This is a genomic window from Sulfuriferula sp. (assembly GCF_054605375.1).
The window spans coordinates 103603-115109 of the sequence record NZ_JBTSEG010000007.1; the positions used below are offsets into that span (position 1 = coordinate 103603).

Below are 11507 nucleotides of genomic sequence, written 5' to 3' on the forward strand. Positions count from 1 at the left end.
TGCGCGCAGGGAAGCCACAGCACTATCGCTTCATAACGAAGCCGATATTTCCAACCGGCAATTCTTGCCTGGACGTTAATTTATGAAATCAGTGCGCTGGGATGGCAAAGAGATTCATCCCTCAAAAATCGTGTGCCTCGGAAGAAATTATGTGGATCATATCGAGGAGCTGAATAACGCAGTCCCGACCGAGCCAGTCATCTTTATCAAACCCAATTCATCCATATCAAACGATATCTGTTACAACAAAAACGATGCGATTCATTTCGAGGGAGAAATAGCCTTTCTGGTTTGGTCGGGAAAACTCTGCGGCGTCGGGTTTGGACTGGATCTGACAAAAAGGGAGGTGCAATCCAGACTGAAGGCCGAGGGATTGCCATGGGAACGGGCGAAGGCGTTCGATAAATCTGCGGTATTCAGCGAATTTGTCAGCTTGAATGGCAATATCCAGGCGCTCCGCATGGCGCTTTACATCAACAATAGATTAGCCCAGAAGTCCGGCTATGAGCTCATGTTAAACAAGCCGGATAATATCTTGAGCGAGATGAAGGGCTTTCTGTCATTTGAGGATGGTGATTTAATCATGACCGGCACACCCAAAGGCGTCGGCGTGATTAATCCTGGTGATACATTTTCAGGAAAAATATTTGAAAACGAGCGGTTGATCGTAGAAGGTGCATGGGTAGTAAAGTAACCCTCCGCGCAGTCGTCAATTTATGCAGATGCCTGATATGCTATTCAGGCAATCCGGGGCTCGTACTTTGCGCTGCCGGACTTCATGCTATTCGAGCATGCCCGATTCGAAGGAGGTTAGTCATGGCCATCGGCGAAATTAAGGCGATGCTGCTTTGGTGTGCGGCCATTAACTATGCAATCCTGTTTGTCTGGTTTGCGGTCTTCGTACTCGCTCACGACTGGATGTATCGCCTGCATACGCGCTGGTTCAGGCTATCGGTCGAAACTTTCGATACTGTCCACTACGCCAGCATGGCAACCTGCAAGCTCGGGATCTTTCTGCTCAATCTTGTTCCATTCATCGCGCTTGCCGCCATGTCCCGTGCGTCTGCCGGGGCGGGCTGATAACACCCACTTTCCACGCCCATCCGGAGGTGCCATGCAACTCATCGGTATGCTCGATTCACCCTACGTCCGACGCGTAGCCATCTCGCTGCAACTGCTTGATCTCCGTTTCGAGCACCGATCAATCTCGGTGCTCAGCACGTTCGCCCAATTTCAGCAGATCAACCCTGTCGTCAAAGCGCCGTCGCTCGTGTGTGATGACGGCGAGGTTCTGATGGATTCGACACTCATCCTCGAGTATGCCGAGGCGCTTGCTACCCCGCGCAGAAGTCTTATGCCCATCGATATATCGGCGTTCCAGCACGCGCTCCGCGTGATTGGCCTTGCCCTCGCCGCTTGTGAGAAGAGCGTCCAGATCATCTATGAGCGCAATCACCGGCCCGTGGAGAAACAGCACGAACCTTGGGTATCGCGTGTCACAGGCCAGCTCCAGGCAGCGTATGACGCACTGGAAGCCGAGCTTGATCGCAAGCCCTTGGCGATCAATAGCAAGACAATCAGCCAGGCAGGTATCAGCACGGCAGTCGCATGGCACTTTACTCAAATGGCGCTCCCGGAGGTCATCAGCGCTGCGAGCTACCCGAACCTGTGTGCGCTTTCATCGCGCGCCGAGCTGCTGCCGGAGTTCAAGGCAGCGCCGCACGGCTCGGGTACCTATCCACATATCGGTTAAACTTTTGTCGTTCATGCTTCCCGACCGGTCATGCCTATCGTCGCTTACCCCTGGAGCCATCGCTTATGATTCGTCGAGAACGACTGACCGCCACGCTTGAAGACGATTTTGTCGTTTTCCTGATCGGCATGCGTATCAATAATCCATTAAATTCAAGTATTCAGCATATTTCTTATGAGGAGAGCCTAATGCCGTCACACAACCCTTACGCGCCCCCGGCATCAAATGTAGCCGATGTTGAGGAAACGTATTCGGATGAATCGATCGAGGCGCTTCCGGTATCCGAGAAATGGAAAGCGCGATTCAAGGCAATCGCGCGTGCGGGCGGCGCCAAATTTCCAAACCTGAAAAACCTGCCGAAGAACGAGCGCCGCGACGCGTACAGCTTTAATGTACTCGCGTTCCTCTTCGGCCCGCTTTACTACATAGCAAAAGGCATGTGGAAGAAAGGCCTTGCCATTTTATTGGCGGGTGTATCAGTCGTGGTTGTGCTGAGTATCGCACTTGGTTATTTCGGCTTGGGCAAAATCGCAGGCTCGCTTGGCTACGGTGTAAGTGCTGTATTCGCAATGCGCGCGAATATCGATTACTACAAGAAAATGGTGTTGGATGAAAACGGCTGGTGGTAGTGGTTAAGCTTGCGCTGATGCACGACTCCGCAAAAAAGGAGTGAACCCATGCTGAAAAATTCGAACATCCAGACTGGCGACTTATGATCTTAAGATTTTCCATGCCTATAACCCGAACCATTACCCTGACCGTGCTCGCCATGATCGCATTTGCCGGCAATTCACTGCTGTGCCGGGCTGCGCTTAAACATACCAGCATTGATGCGACCAGCTTTACGGCCATTCGGCTGATTTCCGGCGCCGCGATGCTTTGGCTGTTGGTACGAATGCGGCGTACCACACCCGGTGGGCGGGGCAACTGGCCATCGGCAATTGCCTTGCTTATTTATGCGGCCGGTTTTTCTTTTGCTTACGTCAGCCTGCCGGCGGCGACCGGTGCACTATTGTTATTTGGCGCGGTGCAAGCGACGATGATCGGCCACGGCATCTGGTCTGGGGAGCGTTTGCGCGGACTGCAGCTCCTCGGACTGGCGCTCGCTTTTACAGGAATTGTCGGCCTGCTGTTGCCGGGTCTCTCTGCGCCGCCACTGCCTGGTTCCATATTGATGCTGGGTGCCGGCGTGGCATGGGGCATCTATTCCTTGCGCGGGAAAACGGCAGGCGATCCTGTCAGCGTAACGGCGGGCAATTTCCTGCGTGCCGCACCTATCTCGATCTTACTGGGCGCACTTATGCTGGACCGAACCTCATGGGATATTGCCGGATTCTGGTATGCGGTTTCGTCAGGAGCACTGGCATCCGGAATAGGATATGCCTTATGGTATAGCGTATTACCTGCCCTGAAAGCCACGAGTGCCGCCACGATACAGTTGAGCGTTCCGGTGATCGCGGCGCTGGGCGGTATTGCTTTCCTCGGCGAAGCTGTTTCCCTGCGCCTGCTATTGGCCTCGCTGGCGATTCTCGGCGGCATCGCTCTGGTGATTCTTGAAAAACAAAAAATACCGCCTGATTGATAACAATAGGAGAGCCCATTGAAAGAAACGCTCAAACCCGGTATCTGCTACGAACACAAATTCATCGTGCCCGTATCGAAAACCATACCAGCGCTGTACCCGGAGGCAGCGGAATTTGTGGTGATGCCAGAGGTTTCTGCTACCGGCTTCCTGGTGGGATTTCTGGAATGGGCATGCATCAAGGCAATCAATCCGCATATTGATTGGCCACACGAGCAAACAGTGGGAACACACATTGACGTCAGCCATGAAGCAGCGACACCGCCCGGCCTGGAGGTCACGGCTACGGTAAAATTGATCGCCGTTGAGGGCAGAAAACTCGTTTTTGCCGTGGAGGCTCACGACGGGGTGGATTTAATTTCAAAAGGACGGCACGAACGATTCATCATCAACAGGGAGCGGTTTATTGCGAAGCTGGGCGAAAAAAAATCATGACTGCACTTCGTATGAATTCAAGTCTCTGCATACTGTGCTCATCGCCATCTTCAGCGATCGGACAAAGATGCGCACCCTGCCAATCGCATACAATGCTATAAGCATGGCGCTCAAGGAAAAAAATGGCTATCACACTGGCATTTGATGTTTACGGGACACTAATTGATACGCATGGCGTCGTGATTGCACTCGAGAAACATGCCGGCAATATGGCTCCGGCGTTTTCGCGGATCTGGCGCGAGAAACAGCTGGAATATTCGTTTCGGCGTGGCCTGATGCAGAATTATGAAAACTTTGCCGTCTGTACCCGGAATGCCCTCGATTATGCATGCTCATACCTCAAACTAGCCCTTGGCGAGCAGGACAGGGAAGCCTTGATGGCAGCGTATAAACGCCTACCTGCATTCGATGATGTAGAAGCCGGATTGGCCCAGGCAAAAAATGCCGGTTTTAAATTATTCGCGTTTTCGAATGGCAGCGCCGAAGCCGTGGAAACATTGCTCGACCATGCCGGAATCAGGAACTATTTTAGCGGCGTGGTCAGTACGGATGAAATGAAATCGTACAAACCCAACCCCGGGGTATACAGTCATTTTTTACGCCGTGCCGGTGCTTCGGGGGTTGATACCTGGCTGATCTCAAGCAACCCTTTCGATGTAATCGGCGCCATCTCGGCAGGCATGCGGGCCGCCTGGATAAAGCGTTCATCCGAAGCCTTATTCGATCCGTGGGGAATCGAGCCCACGCTAACCATGAGTAGCCTGTTACATTTGGCCGAACAAGTGAAGCAGCAATGTAAGCCTATTTGAAACCTTATGTGCCCGAATGAAAATGCGGGCCATATTCACGAAGCGCGGAAAGAGCGAACATGAAATACGTTGAGGTGGTCACTGCCGCGGGCAGTGCCGACACTGTTTCAGCCATCGCGGAAAAACTTGAAGCTTCTGATTTCCGCCTCGGTGTTGTCGGCGAAGACGGAATGCAGCCGATGCGACTACTTGTGGCCGACGACAAAATCCAGGCAGTGCTCGATTCGCTGCAGAACCTGCTTGGTTCTCACCCGGCCACACGCATCGTCGTGTTGCCAGTGGAAATTTCGCTGCCCAAACCATCGGAAGAGGAGCGCAAGGAAGAGAATGAGGCGGCCGCCACACGTGAAGCCCTATACGCAGGTGTCGAAAAAAATGCGCGGCTGGACCTGAATTTTATCGTACTGGTATTCCTGTCGACGACCGTGGCCGCAATCGGCTTAATCGAAAACAATGTGGCAGTAGTCATCGGCGCAATGGTGATTGCGCCATTACTGGGTCCCAACCTGGCTTTCGGGCTGGGTACGGCCCTGGGTGATACGTCATTAATGCGTAAATCGGCGCTGACCAACTCTGTCGGGATTCTGTTGGCGATCAGCCTGTCGGTACTGATAGGCATGTTCGTGTTATTCGATGTTTCCAGCCCGGAATTGATCGCACGTACCCAAGTGGGCCTGGATTCCATAGCCCTGGCGCTCGCTTCTGGCGCGGCGGCAGCGCTCTCGCTGATGACCGGATTATCGAGCGTACTGGTCGGCGTGATGGTCGCGGTCGCATTGCTTCCACCGGCAGTCACCTTCGGTCTCATGCTGGGCCATGGGGATGCCAGCCTCGCTACCGGCGCGGGCCTGCTTTTGCTTATCAATCTGGTGTGCGTTAATTTGGCCAGCAAGGTGGTTTTTTTCATCAAAGGCATTCGCCCGCGCACCTGGTGGGAAAAAAAGAAAGCGAAACATGCAATGGCAATATATGTCATGGGATGGCTGGTAACGTTGATTGTCCTTGTATTTTTCATCTATGGCCGCCGGACCATCACCAGCCAATAGGCAGGCACTACTGTCGAAGACGGTGCGTTCTTCATGAAATCAGGGACCATTCATGTCAGATAGAACACTCAAATACATTGTCGCCTCAGTCATCGCCATGCTGCTGGTTTTCCAGATCGGCACCTTGATATCCGGATTTTTCGGCATGGCATGGGGTGTTGTTTCCGCCGTCGTTGTCATAGCGGTTTCCTTTTTTCGGCGCATCTGGTCAGAGCGGGCGGCAAAAACTCCGCGTGGTTTCTCCTGCCAACTCTGCTGTTTACGGTTATTTCCATCATTTATATGATCTGGACAACAATGACTGCGAGCACAATCTGGATCAATCGCTTGGTCAATCTCACGCCGTTTATGATCAGTTTCGGCTCACCCATTATTCTGCTATTGGTTGCCTATTACGAGCTGCACAAAAGAACATCCGCACGTCAACCCTAGCAAGGCTCACCTGCACGGCCGCCTGGAACAAACTGGACAGAAGGCGCGCTGCCGCATTTCTCAAAAATGAGGTTCTTTTCTTTCGCTCGAACGCGGTAAAATACGCAAAACTTACTGCATACAGCTTATGTCGCACAAAAAACTGCCCTATTTTGAACTGCGCAACAGCACCGTCGATACCCTTCTTTTCATCGTCAAATCAACCGATCTCTCGGAGCTTCGCGCCGAGTTGGCGCGCCGCTATGAGGCGACGCCCGGATTTTTCGCCAACGATGCTGTCGCCATCGACCTGCGCCGCCTGGAAAACGAGCGCATTCCCGTTGCCGGGCTCGCTGCGCTGTTAAGCGAGTTTCGTTTGCACCCGGTCGGCGTTGTTGCCGACGAAGCACAGCAGGAATGGGCCGAGCAGGGGAATTTACCCTTGCTCGAATTACGCGAGCGGCGCGAAGCCGGCAAACCGGTCGCTGTGCCAGACGCGCCTGACTCGCCACCCCCCGCTCCGCAGCCGCCTGACAACGAAACCATCATCAAGCCAGCGCCTACCACAATGGTGATCGACAAGCCGTTGCGTTCCGGGCAACAGATTTACGCACCCGGCGATCTGGTCGTGCTGGGCCTAGTCAGTTTCGGCGCGGAAGTTATCGCCGCCGGCAGCATTCACATCTATGCGCCATTGCGCGGCCGCGCGCTGGCCGGCGTCCACGGCGACCATGATGCACGCATTTTCTGCACCTGTTTCGAACCCGAACTGATCGCCGTTGCGGGCATCTACCGCACAGCGGAAAACCCTTTGCCGGACAATGTGCTGGGCAAACCGGTTCAGGTTAGACTGGATCAGGAAAAATTAATCATCGAACCGTTGAAACTCAACTGAGCACGTAACGGTTTCCGTCTGCAATCCAACCATTTAACTAAAGGCAAGGTATGACAAAAATCATCGTGGTGACCTCAGGCAAAGGCGGCGTCGGCAAGACCACCACCAGCGCCAGTTTCGCTGCAGGTCTCGCGTTGCGCGGCCACAAGACGGCGGTGATTGATTTCGACGTGGGTCTGCGCAATCTTGATCTGATCATGGGTTGCGAGCGCCGTGTGGTATATGACCTGATCAATGTGATCCAGGAAGAGGCCAACCTCAATCAGGCACTGATCAAGGACAAGAAATGCGAAAACCTGTTCATCCTGCCCGCCTCGCAGACTCGCGACAAGGACGCGCTAACGCATGAAGGCGTCGAAAAGGTGATCAACGATCTGCGCGGCATGGACTTCGAGTACATCGTCTGCGATTCACCCGCGGGTATCGAGTCGGGCGCGCTGCTGGCGATGCATTTTGCCGATGAGGCCCTGATCGTCACCAATCCGGAAGTGTCATCGGTACGCGATTCGGACCGGATACTCGGCATGCTGTCGTCCAAAACCAAACGCGCGATCGATGGCAAGGACCCGATCAAGGAGCATTTGCTGATTACGCGTTACAACCCGAAACGGGTCAGCGAAGGCGAAATGCTGTCACTGACCGATATCCAGGAAATCCTGCGCATACAACTCATCGGCGTCGTGCCCGAGTCGGAATCGGTGCTGCATGGCTCGAACCAGGGCGTGCCGGCGGTTCATCTCGAAGGTACCGATGTAGCCATGGCCTATCAGGATGTGGTCGCCCGATTCCTCGGAGAAGACAGGCCGCTACGCTTTACCGACTACCAGAAGCCGGGCTTGCTCAAACGCCTGTTCGGCAATAAATAAGGGAGTAATCATGATGTCCATACTCTCGTTTCTACTTGGCGAAAAGAAGAAGACCGCTTCAGTCGCCAAGGAACGCCTGCAACTGATTATCGCGCACGAACGTGCCGGCGGCCATGCGCCCGCCGATTATTTGCCGGCGCTGCAAAAAGAGCTGGTGGCCGTGATCTCGAAATACGTGAAGATCGGCGCGGATGATATCAAAGTCAGCCTGGAGCGCCAGGACAATCTCGAGGTACTTGAAGTCAAAATCGAAATCCCGCAAACCTGAATGGTATGAGCCCGCCGGGGCATACCGGATGATCAGGGCTGCTGATAATCCCGCGCGAGTTTCATGTAATGTTCTGCGGAATAGTTGAAATAAAGTTGCTCCTCATCGGTCAACGGCCGCACCTGCTTGGCGGGGCGGCCAATATACAGGTAACCGCTAGCCAGCACCTTGCCCTCCGGCACCAGACTTCCTGCGCCCAGCAACACGCGCGGCTCGATGATCGCTTTATCCATGACGATGGAGCCCATGCCGATCAGGCATTCGTCACCTACCGTGCAGCCGTGCAGGATAACACTGTGGCCAACGGTAACATGGGTGCCGATCAACAATGGGCCGCCAACGGGATCGCCCCCGGTCTTGTGGGATACGTGCAGCACGCTGTTGTCCTGAATGTTGGTTCCAGCGCCAATGCGGATACTGTTGACGTCGCCGCGAACCACGGCACCACACCATATCGAAACGTTGTCACCAAAATAGACGTCGCCAATGACGCGGGCACTGTCATGCACCCAGCTGCCGCGCCCCATGCGCGGCAGCACGCCGCAAAAAGCCTGAACATTCTGTACCGGGGGCTGTCCTGACATAGGAGTTATCTCGCTTTTGAAAACGGTTATTATATTGCCATGAATTTCTTACAGGTCGCACCATGAATCCTTTGCTCGATTTTTCCGCTCTGCCGCGCTTCACGCAAATCAAACCCGAACACGTCACGCCCGCCGTGGATACGCTGCTGGAAGAGAACAAGACGCTGGTAGAACAGCTCGCCAACGCCGCCGAAGCGCCCACCTGGAAAACTTTCGTGCAGCCGATGGAGGACGCCAACGAGCGCCTGTCGCGTGCATGGGGGCCGGTGTCGCATCTCAACAGTGTTATGAACAACCCGGAACTGCGCGAGGTCTATAACGCCAACCTGCCCAAATTGACCCAGTATTACGCCGAAATGTCACAGAATCTGGCCCTGTTTGCCAAGTTCAAGGCGCTCAAGGACAGCGCGGGCTACATGGCGCTGAATCCGGCACAGAAAAAGATCATCGACAATGAACTGCGTGGCTTTCGCCTGGGTGGTGCCGAGTTGCCGGAAGACCGCAAGCCGCGTTTTCTGGAAATTCAGGAAGCACTGGCCAAACTGTCCGCCAAATTCGAGGAAAACCTGCTCGACGCCACCAATGCATTCAGCCTGTTTGTCGATGATGAAGCCACGCTTGCCGGTCTGCCCGATGACGTGAAGCAGGCCGCACGCGAAGCTGCCGGGCGGGATGACAAACCAGGCTGGAAACTCACTCTGCACGGGCCTTCATACATGCCGGTGATGCAGTACGCGGACAACCGCACGTTGCGCGAGCAGATTTACCGGGCTTATGTCACCCGCGCGTCCGAATTTGGCCCTCCCGAACTGGACAACACCAGCCTGATCACGCAAATTGTCAACCTGCGCCGCGAGGACGCCGTCATGCTGGGTTTTGCCAGCTATGCGGAAGAATCGCTGGCCACAAAAATGGCGGAAACGCCGCAGCAGGTCAAAGACTTTCTGAGCGAGCTGGGTGCGCGGGCCAAACCCCATGCCCAACGCGATATGGACGAACTGCGCGAATTCGCACGCGCCGAATTGGGGCTAGCCGATCTGCAAGCCTGGGATGCCACCTATGCCAGCGAAAAGCTGCGCGTTGCACGCTATGCGTTTTCCGATCAGGAGGTGAAACAGTATTTTCCGGAAACCCAGGTGCTGCCCGGCATGTTCAAGCTGGTGGAAACGCTATACGGCCTGGACATCCGCCCTTCCCAGACCGAATCCTGGCACCCGGATGTGAAATTTTTCGACATCCGCGATCGCAGCGGCAGCCTGATCGGTCAGTTCTACCTGGACTTGTACGCACGTGAGCATAAACGCGGCGGCGCGTGGATGGACGACGCGCTGACCCGACGTCGTAAAAATGACGCCATCCAGACCCCCGTTGCCTACCTCACCTGCAATTTCTCCGCTCCGGTCGGCGGCAAACCGGCGCTATTCACCCACGACGAAGTGATTACCCTGTTCCACGAATTCGGCCACGGATTGCATCACTTATTGACTAAAATCGAGGATCTGGGCGTCTCCGGCATCAATGGTGTGGAGTGGGACGCAGTCGAGCTGCCATCGCAATTCATGGAAAATTTCTGCTGGGAATGGGAAGTATTGAAACACTTGACTCAGCATGTCGACAGCAAGGCGCCGCTGCCGCGCGAATTGTTTGACAAAATGATTGCTGCCAAGAATTTTCAGAGCGGCTTGCAGACATTGCGCCAGATCGAGTTCTCCCTGTTCGACATGCGCCTGCACGACGATTTCGACCCCACTACCGGCAAAACCGCGCTGCAACTGCTGCAGGAAATCCGTACCCGGATCGCGGTGCTGATGCCACCGGATTACAATCGCTTTCCCAATAACTTCTCGCACATCTTCGCGGGCGGTTATGCCGCGGGTTACTATAGCTACAAGTGGGCTGAAGTGCTGTCAGCGGATGCTTACAGCCTGTTTGAGGAAAACGGCGTGCTGTCTGAAGCCGTCGGCCATCGCTTCTGGAGCGAAATTCTGGGGGTGGGCGGTTCGCGTCCGGCACTGGAATCCTTCGTTGCCTTCCGTGGTCGCGAGCCGTCCATCGATGCCTTGTTACGCCACAATGGCATGGTTTAAATACATAAAATAAGGGGGGGAACAATGCGTAAACTTGCAGCTTCGATGGTGTTACTGCTCTGTGCGAGTAGTGTGTATGCCGCCCAGGTTTATCGCTGGGTGGATAAAAACGGCCATGTTCAATACAGCGATCAGCCGCCCCCGCCCGATGTGAAAAAATCCGAGCAGCGCACCATCGGCAACAACGTGATCGACGGGCAGGCGTCTTACCCGCTCCAGCAGGCCATCGCAAAAAACCCTGTTGTCCTCTATGCGGGCCAATGTGGCACGCTATGCGACGAGGCGCGCAAGCTGCTCGACAAGCGCGGTATTCCCTATGCCGCCAAAGATCCGCAGAATCAAAAAACCGACGCCGACGAATTGATGAAGCTGGTTGGCGTGATGGAGGTGCCGGTGCTCAAGGTTGGCAATCAACACGTAAAAGGCTTCGACCCCAATCGCTGGAATACAGCACTGGACGAAGGCGGCTATCCCAAGTCGAACCTGCCGTTGCGCGAACGCAAAACCGATACTGCGGCACCCGACAAAGCAGTAAACAATCCCGCTTCTGCCACAGGTCCATCCCAGACACCGGCGCCTAAAAAATAGCCTCGGAAAAGCACGGTTTGGAGCAGGGCAAATAATTTGCGCCATTTATGAAAATTGCAACCTGGAACGTCAATTCCCTCAAGGTTCGCCTGCCGCATTTACTTGACTGGCTGGCTGCGCGCCAGCCCGATGTAGTGTGCCTGCAGGAAACCAAGCTGGAGGACGGAAAATTTCCGTGTGACG

The 11507-nt window shown here is 54.7% G+C and carries 16 protein-coding genes; 14 read left to right on the forward strand and 2 right to left on the reverse strand.

The features are described from left to right. The first annotated feature begins 82 nt into the window (after positions 1-82). The 8 genes from ACYCZJ_RS06355 (at position 83) to ACYCZJ_RS06390 (ending at position 5625) form a co-directional block, all read left to right on the forward strand. The gene (locus tag ACYCZJ_RS06355) at positions 83-694 is read left to right on the forward strand and encodes a fumarylacetoacetate hydrolase family protein (RefSeq protein WP_461553382.1); all 612 of its coding nucleotides are present in this window, start codon (positions 83-85) and stop codon (positions 692-694) included. A 122-nt stretch (positions 695-816) separates the two neighbouring features. Then, positions 817-1080 (forward strand): DUF6868 family protein, encoded by a 264-nt coding sequence (locus tag ACYCZJ_RS06360; protein ID WP_461553383.1) that lies wholly within the window; start codon positions 817-819, stop codon positions 1078-1080. A 34-nt stretch (positions 1081-1114) separates the two neighbouring features. Beyond that, entirely contained in the window at positions 1115-1753 is a 639-nt protein-coding gene (locus ACYCZJ_RS06365) for a glutathione S-transferase (RefSeq protein WP_461553384.1), read from the forward strand. Positions 1754-1818: 65 nt separating this feature from the next. After that, positions 1819-2382 carry a DUF2628 domain-containing protein gene (locus ACYCZJ_RS06370; RefSeq protein WP_461553385.1) on the forward strand — a complete coding sequence of 188 codons (564 nt, stop codon included), beginning with the start codon at positions 1819-1821 and terminating at the stop codon, positions 2380-2382. Positions 2383-2483: 101 nt separating this feature from the next. After that, positions 2484-3335: a DMT family transporter gene (locus tag ACYCZJ_RS06375; protein ID WP_461553386.1), complete on the forward strand. Its 852-nt coding sequence runs from the start codon at positions 2484-2486 to the stop codon at positions 3333-3335. A gap of 18 nt (positions 3336-3353) precedes the next feature. Then, the gene (locus ACYCZJ_RS06380) at positions 3354-3770 is read left to right on the forward strand and encodes a thioesterase family protein (RefSeq protein WP_461553387.1); all 417 of its coding nucleotides are present in this window, start codon (positions 3354-3356) and stop codon (positions 3768-3770) included. Positions 3771-3892: 122 nt separating this feature from the next. Beyond that, on the forward strand, positions 3893-4579 hold the full coding sequence (locus ACYCZJ_RS06385; protein ID WP_461553388.1) for a haloacid dehalogenase type II: 687 nt from the start codon (positions 3893-3895) through the stop codon (positions 4577-4579). 59 nt (positions 4580-4638) lie between these two features. Beyond that, a complete protein-coding gene (locus ACYCZJ_RS06390) occupies positions 4639-5625 on the forward strand; it encodes a TIGR00341 family protein (RefSeq protein ID WP_461553389.1) in 987 nt (328 codons plus the stop codon). 39 nt (positions 5626-5664) lie between these two features. Here the strand turns inward: ACYCZJ_RS06390 and ACYCZJ_RS06395 are convergent, their stop codons facing one another. Then, on the reverse strand, positions 5665-5805 hold the full coding sequence (locus ACYCZJ_RS06395) for a hypothetical protein (protein WP_461553390.1): 141 nt from the start codon (positions 5803-5805) through the stop codon (positions 5665-5667). Between the two features lie 379 nt (positions 5806-6184). Here ACYCZJ_RS06395 and minC point away from each other — a divergent pair, with 379 nt between their 5' ends. From minC to minE, 3 genes are read left to right on the forward strand one after another with little or no spacing between them, the layout of a single operon-like run. Next, the gene (minC, locus tag ACYCZJ_RS06400; RefSeq protein WP_461553391.1) at positions 6185-6931 is read left to right on the forward strand and encodes a septum site-determining protein MinC; all 747 of its coding nucleotides are present in this window, start codon (positions 6185-6187) and stop codon (positions 6929-6931) included. A 50-nt stretch (positions 6932-6981) separates the two neighbouring features. Then, entirely contained in the window at positions 6982-7797 is an 816-nt protein-coding gene (gene minD, locus ACYCZJ_RS06405; RefSeq protein WP_461553392.1) for a septum site-determining protein MinD, read from the forward strand. A 13-nt stretch (positions 7798-7810) separates the two neighbouring features. Continuing rightward, positions 7811-8065, forward strand: coding sequence for a cell division topological specificity factor MinE (gene minE, locus ACYCZJ_RS06410; RefSeq protein ID WP_124703810.1), 255 nt, complete (start codon positions 7811-7813; stop codon positions 8063-8065). Between the two features lie 32 nt (positions 8066-8097). Here minE and ACYCZJ_RS06415 read toward each other — a convergent pair whose 3' ends face one another. After that, the gene (locus ACYCZJ_RS06415) at positions 8098-8649 is read right to left on the reverse strand and encodes a gamma carbonic anhydrase family protein (protein WP_461553393.1); all 552 of its coding nucleotides are present in this window, start codon (positions 8647-8649) and stop codon (positions 8098-8100) included. Between the two features lie 62 nt (positions 8650-8711). Here ACYCZJ_RS06415 and ACYCZJ_RS06420 point away from each other — a divergent pair, with 62 nt between their 5' ends. The 3 genes from ACYCZJ_RS06420 to ACYCZJ_RS06430 form a co-directional block, all read left to right on the forward strand. Continuing rightward, entirely contained in the window at positions 8712-10736 is a 2025-nt protein-coding gene (locus tag ACYCZJ_RS06420) for a M3 family metallopeptidase (protein WP_461553394.1), read from the forward strand. A gap of 24 nt (positions 10737-10760) precedes the next feature. After that, positions 10761-11324, forward strand: a complete 564-nt coding sequence (locus tag ACYCZJ_RS06425; RefSeq protein WP_461553395.1) for a DUF4124 domain-containing protein — start codon at positions 10761-10763, stop codon at positions 11322-11324. A 47-nt stretch (positions 11325-11371) separates the two neighbouring features. Beyond that, a partial coding sequence (locus tag ACYCZJ_RS06430; RefSeq protein ID WP_461553398.1) for an endonuclease/exonuclease/phosphatase family protein occupies positions 11372-11507 on the forward strand: 136 nt, incomplete at its 3' end.